This is a genomic window from Thalassotalea atypica, from assembly GCF_030295975.1.
Taxonomy (GTDB): Bacteria; Pseudomonadota; Gammaproteobacteria; order Enterobacterales; family Alteromonadaceae; genus Thalassotalea_F; species Thalassotalea_F atypica.
Window position 1 is genome coordinate 619,256 of record NZ_AP027364.1, and the last position, 19,141, is coordinate 638,396.

14 protein-coding genes and 1 pseudogene are annotated in these 19,141 nt (G+C 39.7%); 7 read left to right on the top strand and 8 right to left on the bottom strand.

What is annotated here, in order from left to right:
- Window positions 1-7: 7 nt before the first annotated feature.
- The 3 genes from fadA to QUE03_RS02890 all read left to right on the top strand — a co-directional run bounded on the left by fadA (window position 8) and on the right by QUE03_RS02890 (window position 2,605).
- Entirely contained in the window at window positions 8-1,171 is a 1,164-nt protein-coding gene (gene fadA, locus QUE03_RS02880) for an acetyl-CoA C-acyltransferase FadA (protein WP_286264904.1), read from the top strand.
- A gap of 294 nt (window positions 1,172-1,465) precedes the next feature.
- Window positions 1,466-2,122 (top strand): alpha/beta hydrolase-fold protein, encoded by a 657-nt coding sequence (locus QUE03_RS02885; RefSeq protein ID WP_286264905.1) that lies wholly within the window; start codon window positions 1,466-1,468, stop codon window positions 2,120-2,122.
- A complete protein-coding gene (locus tag QUE03_RS02890; protein WP_286264906.1) occupies window positions 2,123-2,605 on the top strand; it encodes an SGNH/GDSL hydrolase family protein in 483 nt (160 codons plus the stop codon).
- Between the two features lie 40 nt (window positions 2,606-2,645).
- On the opposite strand, the gene QUE03_RS02895 is transcribed toward QUE03_RS02890, so the two are convergent.
- A complete protein-coding gene (locus QUE03_RS02895) occupies window positions 2,646-3,068 on the bottom strand; it encodes a DUF1330 domain-containing protein (RefSeq protein WP_286264907.1) in 423 nt (140 codons plus the stop codon).
- A 209-nt stretch (window positions 3,069-3,277) separates the two neighbouring features.
- On the opposite strand from QUE03_RS02895, the gene QUE03_RS02900 reads away from it, so the two are divergent.
- Together QUE03_RS02900 and QUE03_RS02905 are read left to right on the top strand one after the other, a co-directional pair.
- Complete coding sequence (locus tag QUE03_RS02900; RefSeq protein WP_286264908.1) at window positions 3,278-3,490, top strand: hypothetical protein; 213 nt, start codon at window positions 3,278-3,280, stop codon at window positions 3,488-3,490.
- Window position 3,491: 1 nt separating this feature from the next.
- Window positions 3,492-4,409, top strand: a complete 918-nt coding sequence (locus QUE03_RS02905) for an AraC family transcriptional regulator (RefSeq protein WP_286264909.1) — start codon at window positions 3,492-3,494, stop codon at window positions 4,407-4,409.
- 6 nt (window positions 4,410-4,415) lie between these two features.
- On the opposite strand, the pseudogene glpD reads toward QUE03_RS02905, so the two are convergent.
- Both glpD and QUE03_RS02915 read right to left on the bottom strand, forming a co-directional pair.
- Window positions 4,416-5,925: pseudogene (gene glpD / locus QUE03_RS02910) on the bottom strand (glycerol-3-phosphate dehydrogenase).
- Between the two features lie 39 nt (window positions 5,926-5,964).
- Window positions 5,965-6,963, bottom strand: a complete 999-nt coding sequence (locus QUE03_RS02915) for a YeiH family protein (RefSeq protein WP_286264910.1) — start codon at window positions 6,961-6,963, stop codon at window positions 5,965-5,967.
- Between the two features lie 287 nt (window positions 6,964-7,250).
- Here QUE03_RS02915 and QUE03_RS02920 point away from each other — a divergent pair, with 287 nt between their 5' ends.
- On the top strand, window positions 7,251-8,048 hold the full coding sequence (locus QUE03_RS02920) for a tetratricopeptide repeat protein (protein ID WP_286264912.1): 798 nt from the start codon (window positions 7,251-7,253) through the stop codon (window positions 8,046-8,048).
- A 20-nt stretch (window positions 8,049-8,068) separates the two neighbouring features.
- Here the strand turns inward: QUE03_RS02920 and QUE03_RS02925 are convergent, their stop codons facing one another.
- Window positions 8,069-10,084 carry a winged helix-turn-helix domain-containing protein gene (locus tag QUE03_RS02925; RefSeq protein ID WP_286264914.1) on the bottom strand — a complete coding sequence of 672 codons (2,016 nt, stop codon included), beginning with the start codon at window positions 10,082-10,084 and terminating at the stop codon, window positions 8,069-8,071.
- A gap of 140 nt (window positions 10,085-10,224) precedes the next feature.
- On the bottom strand, window positions 10,225-12,141 hold the full coding sequence (locus QUE03_RS02930) for a DNA topoisomerase III (protein WP_286264917.1): 1,917 nt from the start codon (window positions 12,139-12,141) through the stop codon (window positions 10,225-10,227).
- 178 nt (window positions 12,142-12,319) lie between these two features.
- Here QUE03_RS02930 and QUE03_RS02935 point away from each other — a divergent pair, with 178 nt between their 5' ends.
- A complete protein-coding gene (locus QUE03_RS02935; protein WP_286264920.1) occupies window positions 12,320-13,411 on the top strand; it encodes a hypothetical protein in 1,092 nt (363 codons plus the stop codon).
- A 97-nt stretch (window positions 13,412-13,508) separates the two neighbouring features.
- On the opposite strand, the gene QUE03_RS02940 is transcribed toward QUE03_RS02935, so the two are convergent.
- The 3 genes from QUE03_RS02940 to QUE03_RS02950 all read right to left on the bottom strand — a co-directional run bounded on the left by QUE03_RS02940 (window position 13,509) and on the right by QUE03_RS02950 (window position 19,047).
- Window positions 13,509-16,718 (bottom strand): EAL domain-containing protein, encoded by a 3,210-nt coding sequence (locus QUE03_RS02940; RefSeq protein WP_286264923.1) that lies wholly within the window; start codon window positions 16,716-16,718, stop codon window positions 13,509-13,511.
- Window positions 16,719-16,936: 218 nt separating this feature from the next.
- Window positions 16,937-17,860 carry a manganese-dependent inorganic pyrophosphatase gene (locus QUE03_RS02945; protein WP_286264925.1) on the bottom strand — a complete coding sequence of 308 codons (924 nt, stop codon included), beginning with the start codon at window positions 17,858-17,860 and terminating at the stop codon, window positions 16,937-16,939.
- 218 nt (window positions 17,861-18,078) lie between these two features.
- The gene (locus tag QUE03_RS02950; RefSeq protein WP_286264927.1) at window positions 18,079-19,047 is read right to left on the bottom strand and encodes a class 1 fructose-bisphosphatase; all 969 of its coding nucleotides are present in this window, start codon (window positions 19,045-19,047) and stop codon (window positions 18,079-18,081) included.
- Window positions 19,048-19,141 lie beyond the last annotated feature (94 nt).

Here is a 19,141-nt window from a genome sequence, read left to right on the forward strand (position 1 = left end):
AAAGAAAATGAAAGAAGTCGTAATTATCGATTGTATTCGTACCCCTATGGGTCGTTCTAAGGCTGGTGTTTTTCGTAACGTACGTGCCGAAGCCTTATCAGCACATTTAATGCAGCAGCTATTAGTTCGTAATCCGAACTTAGATCCTGCGTTAATTGAAGACATTATCTGGGGTAATGTTAAGCAAACTAAAGAGCAAGGTTTCAACATTGCTCGTAATGCTCAGTTATTAACTGATATCCCTAAATCAACAGGCGCTGTTACGGTTAACCGTTTATGTGGTTCATCAATGCAAGCACTACATGATGCAACAACGAATATCATTGCAGGTCAAGGCGACGTGTTTATGGTAGGCGGTGTTGAGCACATGGGCCATGTACCTATGATGTACGATGTAGATTTTGACCCAGCACTTAGCAAGCACATTTCTCGCGCTGCAGGTAACATGGGCTTAACGGCTGAGTTACTGGGTATGCAGCACGGTGTAACCCGTGAGCAACAAGACGCTTTTGGCGCGCGTTCTCATCAACGTGCACACCAAGCAACACTTGATGGTCGTTGGTCAAATGAAATCGTTGCTACTGCAGGTCATGATGCCATGGGCGCATTGACCATGATTGAGCACGATGAAGTGATTCGTCCAGAAACAACAGCAGAATCGCTATCGGGTTTACGTCCAGTATTCGACCCTGTTAACGGTACCGTTACTGCAGGTACATCATCAGCATTATCAGATGGTGCATCAGCAATGCTTGTGATGTCAGCGGACAAAGCGAAAGAACTTGGTTTAACGCCACGTGCTAAAATTCGCGGTATGGCAGTAGCTGGTTGCGATCCATCAACCATGGGTTACGGTCCAGTACCGGCAACGAAAAAAGCATTACAACGTGCAGGTATCACGTTAGATGATATTCAAACTGCAGAATTTAATGAAGCATTTGCCGCGCAAGCATTATCTTGTGTTCGTGCACTTGGTTTGGAAGACAGAGTAGATGATATGATTAACCTTAACGGTGGTGCAATTGCATTAGGTCACCCATTAGGTTGTTCAGGTACGCGTATTACGGGGACGTTGCTTAATGTTATGGAAAATGAAGATACTAACATTGGTTTAGCCACTATGTGTATTGGATTGGGTCAAGGTATCGCAACAGTAATCGAAAGAGTATAACTCAAGGTTAAATCAACTTATTTTTATTGTCGGAAGTGCTCACATACCTTTGTATGCACCGCGCTTCCTTCGAAAAACTAAGCTATTTACCTCATGATTTATTAGTATTTCCACGTTGTTAATTACTGTTTTTAAGCGTAATTCATCAACGTTAGTTGAAATTTAAAACACCGCTTAGGCGGTGTTTTTTTATGCTGAACATTTAATCAATTATGTGACATAGTGGTGTACGAAATGCTTCGCATAAAAATAGAAGCAACTTAACAATAACAACAAAATAACCAAGGAGGGTAAATGCGGACTCTTATTAAGTGGTTGATGCTCATTTGTGTATTAACCAATACTGCTCTTGCGCAATCGACACAAGATACGTTTGCTATCAATGATGAGCGGTTCGATAAACCCCTAGTGTTTAACGTTCAGTTACCCAAAAGTTATGTCAGTAAGCCAGACAAACGTTATGTGTTGTTGTTTGATTTTCATCCCTATTCGCATACCTATTTATCTGGTTTACATGACTGGATGAGCCATAATGGCGAGTGGCCGTGGCTTGAAACCATCATTGTAACGCCAGCCTATGGTAACCCTGTTGGTAAGTTATTTGATGAATCAGGCGAGACGACGCGGCTTATTGATTTTTTTGCCAGTCAATTAATTCCTGAAATAGACAAACAATATCGAACCAATAAATTCCGAATCATCAGTGGCTTTCGTACTAACGGTACGATTGTGCTTTCAACATTACTTAATAAGCCTGAATTATTTAATGCTTATATTGCGATCAGCCCAGAGCTAAAAAAGGATTATGCGCAGATATTATCTAAGCTTAAGAACAAAGATCGTTTAAAAGGAGGGCAACATTGTTTTTTACTATTCTCTCATGCATCAACCATCAAAGAAGATCATCAACTACCTACCTACCAAACGTTAAACCAAGGCTTAGCAAAATAAATGGTCAACAACCAATATCATTATCAGGATTTTGGTGCACATTACTTTATGTCGCTTCCCGCGTTGTCGGTTATCTCGGGCATTGAGGCATTATTTAGTGATATTCATCGTGGCTTACCCGCTGATTCTGTGATTGCTGAGCAGGGTGTCAAAGCGATCATCGCTCACTATAAGGATTTATCTGAAAACAAGTATGGCTTTGATGTTTCTCCTAAGCGCTCAATAGAAACACTAGGGTTTTCATTATTAAAAAAATCTCCTGAGCAAGGGCTTAACGTCTTAAAAGAAAGCGTTAACAGCTTTCCTGAAGACGCCTATGCTTATCACGCAGTTGCTCGGGCCTATGAACAGTTAGGCGACTTAGTCAATGCTGTAAAGTACCAAACTAAAGCAGCAGCACTAGGTAAGAACATGCTCTCCTGGCACCAGAAGCGACAACAAAAGTTCTTAGCGCAATACACTGAAAAACTGAAAGCGATGTAATTCGTTTTCAGCTTTCATGAAGCGCATAACAGCTTTAATACTAACTGTTGATAGGCTCTATCGGTAACAGGCGAGAGTCTTCCAGCGACGCTGCTCGGTGGCCTATTCCTTTGAGGTATTCTTCATTCGTTGCAAACGCTAAAAAGTCTTTCAAGGAGCGTTGTTTTACTAACATTACTGCGTCCCATTTTTCATCGCTAGGTCCAATAAAAAAGCTGCTGCATTTACCCAACAACATGACTTCGCCGCCATTTTTTTGTAAAAAAGGCCCTGTATGTACCATGTACTTTTGATACGCTTGTTTGCCTGATATCTCAGCGCTTGGCGCTAGCTCTGGGTGTTCACTGTAATCGGCAATGTCCTTAAATTTTAATAAATTTAACATGACAACTTCGCCATCAATGCTCTTGGAAAATAGCTCTGCGCCAGCGGCTTGTGTGGGTTCTAAATAGGTTTTAGTCATGTAAACTTCCTTCCTTAAATTTTTTGTTGTTTTGTCACTTGATCAAATACTTATTTCAATTGGTATTATTGTAATTAGGACCCACGAAGATGCTTTTCCATTCTTGCTGTAGTGGATTTTTACTACATGAAAATGAGCAATATTGGAAAATCAATGAATGCAAAGTGGCACTATGATAGTGATTCATTTTGTAAACCTTGGACCAACCAATGATGTCGTCAACAAATCGACGCTGTAATATCACAATAGTGATTAGAGCATTAACTTTTGTATTCTTTTACACTGCCTTACTCGGTGTTGTATTTACTTCTGTTAAGGAATTCAATTTTAATTTAAATGCACAGATACAAATACTTAGCCATGTCAATGTCAGTTTTAATATTGGCCCTGAGCATTTTTCACTGAATATCATCGCGAGATAGCATGAACGAAAAATACCAACAACGTATTCAAAACGCCGTGATGTTCATCGAACAACATCTAACGCAGCCTATTGGGCTAGAAGAAGTGGCAAAAGCGAGCCACTTCTCGCCGTTTCATTTTCATCGCGTTTTCAAAGGCATGATGAACGAAACCCTCAATAACTTTATTGTCCGTCGTCGTATAGAAATGGCGGCTAATATGTTATTGGTTCAGCGTAAAAAGCCGATCACTGAGATTGCATTACATTGTGGCTTTTCATCCAGTGCTAATTTTTCAAAAGCGTTCAAATTACACTTCGGGTTTAGTCCGTCGCAAATAAGAAGCCCGCAAAGCGCTCAATCGGCGGTAATAGGCAATACCCTAAAAAAATATGGTAAGACATTTAATCCTCATGATATGTACCCCAAAGTTAGTGCAAGTGCTGGTGAGCAGTCTATATCTGGCGTAGACATTTGTGTTGAACAGATGCCTGAGAACACTATTTGTACGTTAGCATCAAACGGAGGATATGCACCGGCAGCCCTATTTGATACATGGGATCGGTTGATGAACTGGGGTGAACAGCACGGCATACCGTCAGCTCAGCAATTTAGGTTTGCGTTTTGCTATGACAATCCCGCGATCACGCCAGTAGATAAATGCCGCTACGAGGCAGCCATTGTAATTGACCAACATATCGAGGTACCGTCACCATTTGTTAAGTCAACATTTCCTTGTGGTACTTATGCACGATTCTACATTAAAGGGACGATGGAACAGGTAAACGACTTACAACTGGCGCTTTATAGTCAATGGTTACCCATGAGTGGTTATGAGCCAGATAATTTACCCTTACTTGAGCGCTATTTGAATGATGCCAGAATAGATGGTTTTTTAGAACTTGAGCTAATGTTGAAAGTGAAGAAACTTGTTGGTTGATTTGCATTAATGATTGGTTAATAGTTGATCTAGGTTTAATGCAAGATAACGATCCAGTTCATCAGTTTGTGCTGATGTTAGGTGTAATCCCAGCTTGGTTCTTCGCCACAATATATCATCTCGCGTTCTTGCCCATTCGTGTTGAACCAAATAATCAACTTCGCACGAAAATAATCCTGCGCCAAATGAGGTGCCCATATCGTCTAGGCAATTAATTTCTTTAAGTAGTTTGTACGTTAGCGTACCGTAGCTCCTTACATATCGTTTTATGATCTTGACGCTGAGCCAAGGAAAATCTACAAGCAATTGTTTTGCTAGGGACTGCTTTGAATCAAAATCGCCCCCTGCTATTGGCGAATTTTTTTGTCCACTTTGCTTTCATCATTGGAAACGTTGGCTGCAGTTTATCAACGACGGATTCAGATAACTTTCTGTAAGTCGTTATTTTGCCACCAAATACGGAAACTAATGGCAACTTGTTAGCAATGGCGTCGACTTCTATGGTGTAATCACGGGTTACTTTTTGTGCATCGACAGACTCATCATCCATGAGCGGTCTCACGCCTGAATAACACATGATGATGTCTTGAGGGCTTGTTTGCTTGATGAAATATCGATTGGTTTCACTCAGTAAATATTCTATTTCTTGTTCATCAATCTCGGCTTTTTCTGGCGCATCGTTAAACTCAATATCTGTAGTGCCAATTAGAGAGAATTCGTCTTCAAAAGGCAGAATGAAAATAATGCGCCCATCTTGCTTTTGTAAAATATAGGCTTTGGCGTGATCGTATATTTTGGGGACAATGATATGGCTACCTTTGATCAAGCGAGTTTTCTGTGGTGCCTGAATATGCTCTATTTGTTCAAACAGCAAGGAAACCCAAGGGCCTGCCGCATTCACGATTGCTTTGGCCCGAACGGTTCGATGCTTTTTTTGATCATCCTCCAATATGACTTGCCAATCGTGCTCTGCTCTGGAAAGGCTGATGCATTTTGTATAGGTATGGATATCTGCGCCATGTTGTTCAGCAACTTTTGCGTTGAGCACCACTAATCTAGCGTCATCAACCCAACCATCGGAATATTCAAACCCTTGCTTAATTTCAGGAACCAGTGGTGAATCTTGAGTAAAGGTAATAGCGTGTGAGCCTTCCAAGGTGTTTCTTTTGGCTAAATGATCGTATAGAAAAAGCCCGGATTTGATTAACCAGGCGGGTCTCAGGTGCGGCTGATGCGGTAAAATAAACCGAAGCGGTTTAATAATATGCGGTGCATTTTCAATAAGGACTTCTCGCTCAGCCAAAGCTTGTTTGACTAGGCCAAATTCATATAATTCCAAATAGCGCAGGCCGCCATGGATAAGTTTGCTGCTACTCGAAGAGGTGGCAGAAGCTAAGTCATTTTTTTCACACAATAAAACGTTAAGTCCACGGCCTGAAGCATCTGCCGCGATACCCGTGCCATTAACTCCTCCACCGACAACAACTAAGTCATAATGTTCTTTCGGTTTGGTCATGTGAACTCCTTTCAACTAGACGTATATACCACTACGCGATTACAAATATAAAATTGCAGCTAAGATAAACAATGCTATCCAAAGTGTTTCTAAAATCATTAAAATAATGGGTTTAACCCCAACGGACGTTAACTGCGCAAGATTAGTTTTCATACCAATGGCTGCAATTGATATGACTAAGAAAAAGCGGCTAACGGTGGTTGCTTCTTCGGTGAGTGTGTTTGGTAAGTCGATGAATGAATTGAGCAGCATAAGAATGACAAAGGCAATCAAGAATAAAGGAAAGCCTGAGGATTGAACAGGTGAGACATCATTTTTATTCTTAGCATTAATAACTAAAACAAACATTAGGACTACGGGCATTAAGAAACTCACACGAACGAGCTTAACCAAGGTCGCCAGGTCTCCCGTTTGTTCGGATATTGAATAGCCTGCCCCTACGACTTGAGCGACATCATGAATAGTCCCACCAAGAAAAATACTGCTTTCATGCGCTGATAAACCTAGCGCATTAGTCAATATTGGGTAGACGACCATCGCAATAGTGCTTAAAGAGGTTATGCCTATAATTGTGAGTAAAGTGTCTCGCTCTTTATTTTTATCGTTAGGGAGTACGGCTGAGATAGCCATCGCCGCTGATGCGCCACAAATGGCGACAGAGCCTCCTGTTAATGCGCCGAATCGTTTGCTCAGCCCCAGCGCTTTACTCAAAGTAACGCCAATAATAATGGTCGATAGTACAGCACTAATGAGAATTATAATGGTACTTAAGCCCAATGACATTAAGTCATCAAACGCAATACGTAATCCTAAAAGTGCAACACCAATACGTAAAATGGAGGAGGCAGTGAACTCTATTCCTGCCTTACATGTATTGTTTTCATATAAGAATGACAAGGCGATACCGAGCAACAAGGCAAACAGCATTGCAGGAGCACCGTAATGCTGGGAGAGAAAAAGTGCAGACAGGCCAGTAATACTAGCGACTAACATACCGGGAAATAGTGTTTTAATGTGAGAAATGTCTAATCGTGCCATTTTTTAAATATATCATTGTATTACTTACGGTTATTATAGGTTAGCTGGCCTGATATTAATCATCTTTTCGATTAAAATTTGTTGAGAAAAAGTTCTCTATTTTTAGGGCTATCAATAATGTACTCTTTAATATTAGAAAATATTACCTTTTATTAATTTACTGTTATTGAAAATAACATCAATATGATGAAGCAGCATCAGCGCAGAGCACATACCCGTATGCCATATTGTATGCAGTTTTTATACGGGTATGGTGATCTCAACACGTTAATAACCGAGGAGTAAGCATGAGCAAATTTAAACGATTAGTTGTGAGTACACTTTTATTGTTAACGATAAGCTTTGGCGCGTCATCAGCCATGGTACAACAGTGTATGACTGAAGTTTGTATTGGCTATTTTAAAAAAATAGAAACAGGCGCGCATAGAGGCCATGCCGATGCCATGGCAACCCTTGGTCAGTTTTATTATTACGGTTATGGCACCGAGGTTGACAAAGACAGGGCCTTTGTTTATTTCAAAAAATCCGCAAGACTGGGCAATATTGCCGCGCAATATAAAACCGGACTTATTTATTTAAGCCACGATGAATATAGAGACCTCAACAAAGGCGCTCGTTATTTAGAAAAAGCTGCAAACCGCGATTTCTTAAACTCGACTTTTTTGTTAGGTATTGTCTATATGAACAAATCGTTTGGATTATACAATAAAGATAAAGCTGATCATTACCTCACGAAAGCGTTTAAGAGAAAGCATCCTGATATGCCACTCGTTGTTGACGTGCTGGCAGAAAGTGAAGTCATCAGTTCGAGCAACTATCCGAAGTTATTTAAAGCCATGCAACATCAGCCACTGATTAAAGTTGAAGGTCAGAAAAGCAAATGGCCAGTGGATGAAACAGAAGTGATTACGATTACGTCACCTTCTGTGGAGACCATTTTAGATCAGCAAATTATGGCGTACAGAAGACCCAAAACATCGTTAGGTTCAAGGTTGCCCAGCGCATCTTGTCGAGAGAGTGTAGGTTGTTACACTACGTGGGGAGTTGAAGGACTGGATGACTTTACCTTCCTCAGTGTTCATTAACTCCGAGTTTTAAAGCAGGTCTAACGATGTGCTTTAAGTTTTACTATCTTATTAGCGATTGGTACATGCTCATAGCTTAAGCAGGTATACGGTTGCCAAAGTTGTGCGCTGTCACAACGTGTTGTGTCAAATTGCTCAACTTCTCGGGTTATCAGATTAGTTTGAATAAAGCTCTCGTCATCGATTATGGTCAATAAATTATCCTTTACATCCCATGTTTCTAAAGTTAGCTGAATTTGAGGTATGTCGATGTATTTATGCTCATCGCCTATCTGATTGAATTGCCACAATCCCGCTTGAAAATATTTAGAATAATAATAGGTGTTGTTGTCAACAACGAGTTGGTAGCCATTTTTAACAAACAAAGACAGCTCATCATTATTGATGTCGTATTTAAAAATATTCGCGCCACGATGATGTAGACGAGTGAAATATAGCTGATTGTTATGCAGTATTGGCGATTGAGCATCGGGGATTGCTTTTGATTCGATAAAATCATTATTGGCATTTCTATGGTAAAGACTCACACCATATTGTGACTCGATAACTAGTGCATCATTTTGCCGATCATAGTCTATATTTTTAATTGTTAATGAACGCTCAAATGTGGTCAATTGCTTGACTTGATTACCATCAAAACTGGCGAGCCAAACCTGATTGATACCGGACTGATCGGATACATAAATAAAGCTATTTCCATCTACTTTCTGGGTTAAGGTGACGCTGTCGTTTGATAGTGGCGCTAGGCTGATAACGTTATTCGATTTTAAATCAGTAAGGCTAATGTGGCTTGCGGTGTATATTCCCTCAAACAAATAAAAATCTTCACCATGTGTAACAGGGTGGTACGCTTTTGAGGTAAATGCGATATTACTATTTTTGCTTGTTCCAAGTTTGAACGCTTCGGTAACCAAATGACCAAACTCATTGATGTATGAAATGTATTTATCAGAAAGAGCAATGGAGTGTAACGGTGTGTTAAGCACTTTTTGCCAAAGTGCTTTGTCAAAGTCTGTGCTTGAATAGATAGAGATTGTAGTATCAAACCAGTCTTTTGTTTCGAGTGTCGCAATGTAATTTCTATCAACACTGGAAATTATTTTATAAACACCATTTCCTAAACCACTACTTTGCTTGACCATGGTTTTCTTAGCGCTATCTAACGCAAGTTGATAGATAGAAAACGGAAAATCAATTACAGAGGAATCGCTGATCAACACGGTATTTTCATCTAGCACTGCAATGGTGTTCGCGCTGATGTTTGGCTCGCAATCGGCAATGTGTTTAGGTAGTGAAAATCCATCATTTCTGCTAAATGTGATGGTTTGGTAGCTACAAGTATCATATCGCCATTGCTGAAAAATTAGCGTGTTTTCATTTAGCCAGACCGGCGCAAAAACACTTTTGCTATCGACAATATGATCAAATGTTGTTCCGCTGGCTAAGTCTTTAATCCGTAAAAACCAATCTTCTTGGGCTAGCTTGCGGGCGGAGTAGGCGAGTAATGTACCCTCAGTATTAATACTCAAGTCTTGTTTTTGTGTTTGACGGTCTGCAATGATTTGCCTGACATAATTGGGCGAATCTATAATCTTCGACGTATTTGGCACAAGTGAAAGAAAATATATGACAAGAGAGACAACCAGAGCGCCCAAAGCAAGCCATAAATATTGCTTTGAAAAATGGGAAAAGGCAGGCTTTTTTTGCTCTATTAAAGAGTTATCACCAATATAACGGTAGCCCTCTCGTTGCACCGTTTTAATGAAAATTGGTGACTTGGTTGAATCTTCCAGTTTTTTTCTTAAAGAAGAGATTATTCTTGCTAATGAGTGCTCCATAACTACGGTGGTTGGCCAAAGTGCCAATAAGGCGTCTTTAGAAACGGTCGTGTCTTTATGCTGGATTAGGTACTCTAAAACCAGCAACTCTAAATTATCTAGGGGCTGCTCCTTTTGGACATCCTGATCGATTTTAATCAGCATTGATTTTGTGCTGTTTAAGTAGGTGCTTGTTGACAGTGCGATCAATTCAGACATTAACGCAAAAAATCCTTATTGGCTTGGATTTACGCTAACGTGATACTTGTTAGATTACAATAGTTTGAACAGGCAAAATTGTGTTTATTCATGTATTAAACTAATAAATTTAATACATGATAAGTTGTGTTTAGCACACTTCATGCAGCATTTTTTCGGCGTCGGCGTTTTTTGTAAGTTGAATTAATATTGCTTTTAAGACCTTTGAGTGAAGTAGGCAGTTGGGCACTTGCATTTGAGACTAGTTCTACTAATGTTGCCGATAGTGGCTGCATAAAATTTTGGTAGTTTGCCTTTTTTTCACCAATGTCATTCAAAGTCGCTTCCCACTGTGCAGTCATGTCAGGTGTTGTGCACTGCACTGGTAAGGCGTCGATTAATCCGATACCTACGTCCGTCGCATGAATTTGCTTACCTTGGCGTTTTAAAAAACCGCGTTTAAACAATAATTCAATAATGCCCGCGCGAGTGGCTTCTGTGCCTAACCCGTCAGTGTCTTTTAAAATTGATTTTAGCGCTTTGTCAGTGACAAACCTATTTATGCCTGTCATCGCGCCAAGTAGCGTAGCATCGGTAAAGGCTTTAGGAGGCTGGGTTTCTTTTTCTAACAAATGCCCTTTAACGCATTGCACTACTTCGCCTTTGTTAATTTGTGGCAATGACTGATTTACTTCATCGTCGGCTTTTTTATTCGTTGTGTTAAACAAAGATTTCCAGCCAAGTTGCTCTGGGACATTTGCCGATGCGCAGAATCGACCGCCGGCGATATCAAGCGAAATTCTTGTATGGTTGTACAAGTAGGCGGGATAAAACTGTGCGATGTACTGTCTGGCGATTAACCCATAGATGTTCTTTTCAAAATTATTGAGGTTAGTGTTACTTGGTGATTTCTCAGTGGGTACGATAGCGTGATGCGCGCTGACTTTTCCATTATTAAATGTTTTTGATTTGATCGACGGATCCGCATGCTTAGCGCCCTCAGCATACGCTATCCCCGATTGAGCAATGATTGATAAAATACTTTTTGCCTGTTGGTGATGCTCTAAGGGTAAGTAGCGACAATCTGAGCGGGGGTAGGTGATCAATTTGTGTTTTTCATAGAGTGACTGACAAACATCTAACACTAGCTTAGCATTCATTGAAAAAATCTTAGCAGCATCAATTTGTAATGAGGAAAGATTGTAAGTTAGGGGGGCATTTTGTTTTTTTTGCTCTTTTTTGACCTCAATTACTGTTGCTGTTTGGTGTTCAATACGTTGAATGACATTTAATGCCAGCGATCGCACCAGCACTCGACCCTCTTCGTCCATGTATGGTTGACACGCCTCACTCGGCTGCCATTTCGCCATAAAGGTTTCATTGTTAACAGTTGATACTTCTGCATTGACCTCATAGAAAGGCTTTGACGTGAATGCGGAAATTTCTTTGCCTCGATTAACCACCAAACCTAGAACGGGAGTTTGTACTCGGCCAACTGACAGCACACCCTGATAACCGACTTTACCGCCTTGAATGGTGTATGCGCGAGTCAAATTAATACCATATAGCCAATCGGCGCGGCTTCTTGCTAAAGCAGAAACAGATAGCGGCATAAAATCACTATTGGGTTTTAATTGTGTAAGTGAGCGCTTTACCGCCGCTAAATTTAAGTCGCTGATCAGCAGCCGTTGCATGCTTTGGCGTTTTTGCTGACTGACATTTAAGTAATCAATCACTTCATCGACCAGTAGCTGCCCCTCTCTGTCAGGATCACCAGCGTGAATAATGTGGTGACATTGTTTTACCAGTTTTCTGACCACGGTTAACTGACTTTTTGTTTTGAATTTCGGTTTTAATTGCCATTGTTCAGGAATGATAGGCAGGTGCTCTAGCTGCCATTTTTTATATTTTTCATCATAATGATCAGGTTCAACTTGTTCTAAAATATGGCCAATACACCACGTCACAACATCTCCGTTACCTGTCTGTATAAACCCTTGCTGTTTCTTATGGGGTTTAGGTAAGGCATCAGCAATGGCGCGTCCCAGGCTTGGTTTTTCGGCAATATACAAATTCATGTTCTTAGGTCATTTAAAAAGATTATCTCTACTATAAATTGATACTGTTTATTTATCCAGTTAAAGTGAGAGGGTTAATGCTATGAGTAAATAAATTTTTTGAAAAGTGTAATAAAAAGGTAAACGCTGCGACTGTTGTTATGACGCAAATAAAACAATAAAGATTAAGGATGATGACATGCGCAGACCCGTCAAAAAACGAATTCACTTTTTTGTCGTTGCTATAGCTATTTTTGTCAGTGGCTTTCAGTTCTTACCTGAGACAATAAACCTACAGGGTAATTTACTCACGTTAATGCCTTTGTTCTTAGCTGTTTTCGGATATTTTATCGTTGTGCCACTGTTGTATTGGTTTTGGGTAATTAAGGCGGGTCAACAAAAGCCTTGGAAAATGATATTGGCACTGTCGCTAAGTTGTGCATGTGCCCGATACAGCTTTCCAACCGACATTGCTCATCACTTTGAGTTTGTTGTTTACATCAAGTACCCAATCATTGCGGTAGTGCTTATTTTTGAGTTTTATTTGATGTGGACTATCGCAAAAGGACTTTGGAACGCGAGAAAGCTGTCGGGAGACCCCCGAGTTCATACCCTAGAAAAATATAAAGACAATGAAAAAAAATTAGCAGTAGCGCTTCCAATGGCGTGGGAGCCTGCGAGTTGGTATTACATGATCCCAAGGTTTTCTAAAAATCATATCAAAGCCATATGCCAACTAAACGTTAACGCTTGTTCATCTATGCATTGGGGTTTGTCGATATTCGCCTGCTTAGTTCTGGGCGTACTGAGTTATTATTTATTGATGGGTTGGAGTGAAATTGCAGCAGTGATTGTGGCAACCTTGATTTGCTATGGTGTGATTTTTCTCACCGCCAATCATCGAGTGGCTAAGTATTACTCTATTTATTTAAATCATGATAATAAACTCGTTATTAACAAAGCATTTTGGAGCATGATTGTTATTAATCTTGATGATATTGAAAAAGCATCCGCAGGCGAATTTAATAGAGATGAACAGTCAGAACAGCTAATCCTTGGCCGTGGTCAATGCGCAAATATTAGCCTGACCTTTAAAACACCTCAAACTTACTTAGCCATGTTAGGGCAGTTCCCGGAACAGGTGGAAAGACTTTGGCTTGATGTAGACGCACCTGAAACGTTAATAAAAGAGATTAACAAAGCTAGAACGAGTTACTCAAATCTGTCTGTACGGGAAAACACAATGATCGACAACAATACTGTTGTTGCAGGAACCCCATGTCCTGAATAAAATTCAAAAAACAATCGATAAAATACGTGTTATTAGCTGACGTAGTAAGCACTTTATTGTTTATTGTAAAGCTTTAGAAATGCATTCTGACTGTACTTTACTTTATTATGTAATCGGTGTTTTTCAAGAACGTGATAAAACTTTCTAGTTCGAGTGGTTTTGAGATGTGATAACCTTGAGCATATTCACAATGTAATGCTTGCATATGCTCTAAATGGGCTTGTGTTTCGACACCTTCTGCAACAAGCCTAAGGTCCAAACTGCGTCCAATCATTACTATAGCTTCAACTAGACTGGCGTCTGCATCATCTTCTAGCATTTTCCAGATAAAACTACGGTCAATTTTTAGGACATCAATAGGAAATTGTTTTAAATAACTCAGTGAAGAGTAGCCTGTGCCAAAGTCGTCCATGTAAATATCAACATTAAGATCTCTTATCGCTTGTAAGGTGTTTTTCACGTGTTGACTGTCTTCTAACAGCATACTTTCGGTAATCTCAATCTTCAATGAGTGTGGGTCGAGGTCGAACTTGGCTATGGTGTCAGCAATCACGTCTTCAATCGGTTTTTTATTTGAAGATATGCATTGTCGACCAGATACATTAACCGCTACGTGAATTGAAAAGTCCAAATCGTGGAGTAAACAAATAGCTAAAGCGGCTTGCTCTAAAACTTGTTCACCAATTTCTACAATAAGGCCAGACTCTTCTGCTCTTGGAATAAATACGTCGGGAAAGATCATGCCCTTTGTTGGATGATTCCATCTTATAAGCGCCTCTGCTCCAATGATGCAGTTGTCTTTTAATGACAATACCGGTTGATAATGTAAGGTGAATTCTCTGTTTTTTACTGCCCGACGAAGTTCGAGCTCTAACTGCATTTGCTCAGTAACAGCGATATTCATTTCTGGCATATAGAAACAAAAGGTATTTTTACCTTCATCTTTTGCTTGATACATCGCGGTGTCTGCATGCTTAACCAATTCTTCAACGCTATGAGCATCGTCTGGGTATATAGTGATGCCAATACTGGCGGACACAATGGCTTCTTGCCCATTAGAAAGCTTGATTGGTTTAGCGGCTTCTTTCAGTATTTTTAACGCAATGGACTTAATTTCAGCGACACCATTAATATTCGATGACAATACAACGAATTCGTCACCACCGAATCGTGAGACAGTATCACTTTTTCTCAAACATTCGGTTAGCCTGTTAGCAATGGTAATGATGAGCTCGTCGCCATAACTGTGACCGTATGTATCATTTACAAACTTAAAACGGTCAAGGTCGATAAACATCACTGTCAGTTTTTTTTCCGATCGTGGTTGCATTTCAATTTCGTGTCGCAAGCGATCTAAAAATAGATTTCTGTTCGGTAAGTCTGTCAATGCATCGTGATTTGCTTGATACCAGATATCTTGTTCATACTGTTTATACTGTGTGATGTCAGAAAACATACTGATGTGTTGAACGATGTTGCCATTGATGTCTTTGACTACACTAAGCGCGATGAATTCAGGGTATACTTCACCGTTTTTGCGTTTATTCCATATTTCACTTTGCCATCTGCCATCTTCTAATAGGCTATTCCACATTTGCTGATAAAATTCAGGTCCATGGCGACCAGATTGTAATATTTTAGGGTTTTTCCCTTTCACTTCTTCAAGGGTATAGCCGGTGATTTTGGTAAACGCTGGATTAACAAGTTGGATATTATTTTGCGCATCAGAAATTAAAATTGCTTCTGAAGCATGCTCAAATACTGCTGCCGAAATACGTGTTTGGCGTTCAGAGTGTTCACGTTCATCAAGTAATTCATTATAGGAAATTGCAATTTGAGTTAGTTCATCGTCGCCTGAGACTGTCAGTTTTTGGTCAAAATTTCCTGTTTGCTTCATCTGCAGGATCTTCGTTGAAATTTTCTCAATTTCGCCAGCTACACGTTTGAATATCAAATAGGATAATAATAATGATAAGACCAAAGTAAATAGCATTAACAGCAAGTTACGAGCAACGGATTGCGTTGATTTTTGCTGATTGATTTGCACGTTTAACAATAAGTTTTCTTGCACCTTGGCTGCAATATCTTGAAAAGCTTTTATTCTCGAGGTGGTAATGTCCCACCAAAATTCATTTTCAATGGTAATGTTTAGCTCATGCAGCTGCAGTAAAGCCGCTTGTAATTCTTCTACTTGAATAACCTTGTCGATATTAACTTGTGCAAGAGCCGAGTCACTTTGAATCAACTCTAAACTGTATTCCAGCTTTGTTAACTGCTGTTCAATTGTATTCAATGCATGTGTGTCAGTAGCATTGGTGACATAGTGAATCGCTATTTGTTCTAGGTGAAGGTGAGCCTTGCTCAATTTTCTGATTATTTTTTTAAGTAAAGTCGTCGATTTATATTCGGCGTATTCATTGAAATCATCAGACAGACTGTCGATGCTTAACAGCAGCATTAAATCTAACATCAATGGATTTCTATCGATTTTTTGCTGTAGTTTTTTTCTTATGTTAACTATTTCTTTATATTCGTCTGTCAGTAATTGTGCACGAATGTTGCCACTGACATGCTCGTTTTGTGCCGATAACAAACGGTCAATGATTTTATCTTGCTCGTTTGAGTAACTTAAAATGTGTTGAAGTTGGACATTGTTATACGCACTAGTGCTTAACAAGCCATTGATTGCCCCTCTTTCACGACCTGAGTGTTCTTGCAGCCACAATAAATTAGTGAATTGATTGATCAGCCTGAGTTGATCGATTGAATTAGTGGCAAATTGAATTTTCTCAACGCTGTCGATCAGCGTAGTGATGAACTGTGAATAGTATTCGAAAGAATTTGGCGCCTCATATTTATCAATCTTTTGGCGTTGGGCGTATAAAGCCTTGCTATTTTCCATCAAGCGTTTAAATTCTTGCTCGACAGAAATGGACTCATTGAGTGTTTCTAACGACAAGTTTTGACTAAGTAATGACTGAACTAATTGCTTTAATTTAACGAGTTGTTCATCAGTCTCTGCTCGTTTCTTAATTAGTTCATTATTGAATAATCGTCCTTTACTTCCTATAAACGCTTCTGAAATCCCGCGTTCTTGCTGTAATGCAAAAATAAGAGATTCGAGTTTGGATGAGATATTAACAAAGTCTCTGTTCTTATTAACTTGTACTAACCTAACGTAATGATCTTGTATTTGATTGATGGTAATTAAAGTTAATGTGGCAAAAGGGACAAGCAAAAAACACAGTAATTTGGTCTTTATGTTTAATCGATTCAACTTCCATGAAATTGCTTTTAAAACACCCATTTTAAAATTATCCAATCTAAATCAAAATATCGCTATCATCCTAATAAAGGTAGACCTTAAGTATGAATATGAACATTTAATCTTTCAGGTCTGACCAGGGTGGACATTATAAAAAGATTCGTTGTCAAAAACTAACCATGTCGTGTAATTTTTTGTTCTTGAAAATAAAAAAGCTCAACAAATGCTGAGCTTTTTTACTTGCAATGTATACTTATCGACTATGCGAGCGAGTCTTGCAGCGGTGGTACCACTTGTTTTTTACGACTCATGATACCGTCAATCCACACTTTACCGTCAATAGATGCTTTGCCGTAGGCTTTTTCAGTTAAGTCATTATTATTACTTACAACAAGAACTTCAGAGCCTTCTTTCATTATGTCGGTTAATACAAGTAATACGCTGTGGTAATCACCTTCACCTTTTAGCGCAGCAATATCTGCTTGTAAATCAGCTTTCATGTCGTCGACTAAGGCTAAATCAATCAATTCTAATTGCCCGATGCCTACTTTGTTGCCGTGCATATTGAAGTCTTTATAGTCGCGCATTACTAATTCACGAATTGGTGTACCAGCGACGGCCGATTTTACTTCAAACATTTCCATGCCTAATGCTTTGTAATCTTCAATGCCTGCAATTTCAGCTAGCGCTTCAACGCATTTAATATCAGCCGTTGTACAGGTAGGTGATTTGAAAATTACCGTATCAGATAAAATGGCACACATCATTGCACCAGCGATATTCTTTGGAATCTCAACGCCATGAAAGTCATACATCATTTTGATGATGGTGTTAGTACAACCCACTGGGCGAATCCAACATTCAAGTGGTGTTGAGGTGGTAATGTCACCTAGTTTATGGTGATCAATAATGCCTAACACTGTTGTATCGTCTATATCATCTGGGCCTTGAATGCGATCAGAGTGATCGACAACGTATATGCCATCGGTATCAGCAAAGGTCATTTTAAGCTCTGGTTGTTCAAAACCGAATTTATCTAAAATGAATAACGTTTCTGGCGATAATTCACCCAAACGTGCTGGTTGAACGTCTTCACCGATAGATGTTTTAAGGTACGACAACGCAATCGCTGAACAAATTGAGTCAGAGTCAGGAACTTTATGTCCTACTGCATATGCTGGCATTGAATGGCTCTCTTTAAAGTGATTAGAATTTAATGGCCCATATTCTATCAAAAAGCACTGCTGTTCGACTAGTAAGCTTTTTAAATGAGTTAGAGCTTATCGTTTTATGGCAATGTAACGACACGATCTGCCTCAGAGCTCATCTTGCCCACTACCTATCTATCTGCGGCAACAAAAAAGGGAGCAGATGCTCCCTCAGAATTTTAATTCTTAGTGTGTTACTTATAATAGCTCAAGCATTTGTCGACTTCATTGGCTGAACCCATGATCACTTCAACACGTTGGTGAATATCGGTTGGCACTATGTCCATGATACGCTCTTTGCTAGTGACCGCTTTACCGCCCGCTTGTTCAATTAAGAAGCTCATTGGGTTGGCTTCGTACATCAAGCGCAACTTATAAGGTTTCTTGGGGTTTTTATTATCAGCAGGATAGGTAAATATGCCGCCACGGGTTAATACGCGATGAATATCACCCACCATAGCGGCAATCCAACGCATATTAAAGTACTCGCCTCGTGGGCCTGAGTCACCAGCAACTAAATCGGTAATGTAGTTTTGCATAGGTTTTTCCCAGAAACGTTGATTTGACATATTAATGGCAAATTCACGGGTATCTTTAGGTACTTGTACATTACGTTCAACTAGTAAATAACCACCGTGAGTGCGATCAAGTACGTAAAAATGAGTACCACTGCCGGTGGTCATCACCAACATAGTTGATGGACCGTATAAAACATAGCCAGCGCACACTTGTTTGTGACCGGGCTGTTTAAACTGAGCAGGATCACCCGCATCCAACTCAGGGATCGCTTCGTGAATTGAGAAAATAGTACCGATAAGTGAATTGATATCAATATTTGAACTGCCATCGAGTGGGTCGAATGATACTAGGAATTTACCATTTTCATCGCCCGCGACTGAAGTGTCTTCTTCTTCAGAAGAAATCGCTTTGGCAAAGCCCGACTCTAATACGATGTCCTTAAATAATTCATTGGCAACAACGTCTAGCTTCTTTTGAACTTCACCTTGGATATTTTCATCAAGGGTTGAGCCCATTAAACCACCTAAGTGTGCTTGGCTAACACGGAAAGAAATTTCTTTAGTTGCCGCAAGAATGGTTTTAATTAAAGAGATCAAGTCTAGTGGAACATTATCTTCACGTAACGCGGGAGCTAGTCGTTGCATTGGGGTACCTAATTCGCCTTAGAGTCAAATTCAAACGGCATATGGATTGATCCGTTTGATATAAAGTGTATATTTTATACCTTGTGTTTATCAG

Bases quoted from the DNA above. Each gene is read 5' to 3' on its own strand.
- QUE03_RS02925 (WP_286264914.1), bottom strand. From the start codon at position 10,084: ATGTCTGAATTGATCGCACTGTCAACAAGCACCTACTTAAACAGCACA.
- QUE03_RS02885 (WP_286264905.1), top strand. From the start codon at position 1,466: ATGCGGACTCTTATTAAGTGGTTGATGCTCATTTGTGTATTAACCAAT.
- QUE03_RS02930 (WP_286264917.1), bottom strand. From the start codon at position 12,141: ATGAATTTGTATATTGCCGAAAAACCAAGCCTGGGACGCGCCATTGCT.
- QUE03_RS02935 (WP_286264920.1), top strand. From the start codon at position 12,320: ATGCGCAGACCCGTCAAAAAACGAATTCACTTTTTTGTCGTTGCTATA.
- QUE03_RS02950 (WP_286264927.1), bottom strand. From the start codon at position 19,047: ATGCAACGACTAGCTCCCGCGTTACGTGAAGATAATGTTCCACTAGAC.
- QUE03_RS02895 (WP_286264907.1), bottom strand. From the start codon at position 3,068: ATGACTAAAACCTATTTAGAACCCACACAAGCCGCTGGCGCAGAGCTA.
- QUE03_RS02945 (WP_286264925.1), bottom strand. From the start codon at position 17,860: ATGCCAGCATATGCAGTAGGACATAAAGTTCCTGACTCTGACTCAATT.
- QUE03_RS02900 (WP_286264908.1), top strand. From the start codon at position 3,278: ATGATGTCGTCAACAAATCGACGCTGTAATATCACAATAGTGATTAGA.
- QUE03_RS02940 (WP_286264923.1), bottom strand. From the start codon at position 16,718: ATGGGTGTTTTAAAAGCAATTTCATGGAAGTTGAATCGATTAAACATA.
- QUE03_RS02920 (WP_286264912.1), top strand. From the start codon at position 7,251: ATGAGCAAATTTAAACGATTAGTTGTGAGTACACTTTTATTGTTAACG.
- fadA (WP_286264904.1), top strand. From the start codon at position 8: ATGAAAGAAGTCGTAATTATCGATTGTATTCGTACCCCTATGGGTCGT.
- QUE03_RS02890 (WP_286264906.1), top strand. From the start codon at position 2,123: ATGGTCAACAACCAATATCATTATCAGGATTTTGGTGCACATTACTTT.
- QUE03_RS02905 (WP_286264909.1), top strand. From the start codon at position 3,492: ATGAACGAAAAATACCAACAACGTATTCAAAACGCCGTGATGTTCATC.
- QUE03_RS02915 (WP_286264910.1), bottom strand. From the start codon at position 6,963: ATGGCACGATTAGACATTTCTCACATTAAAACACTATTTCCCGGTATG.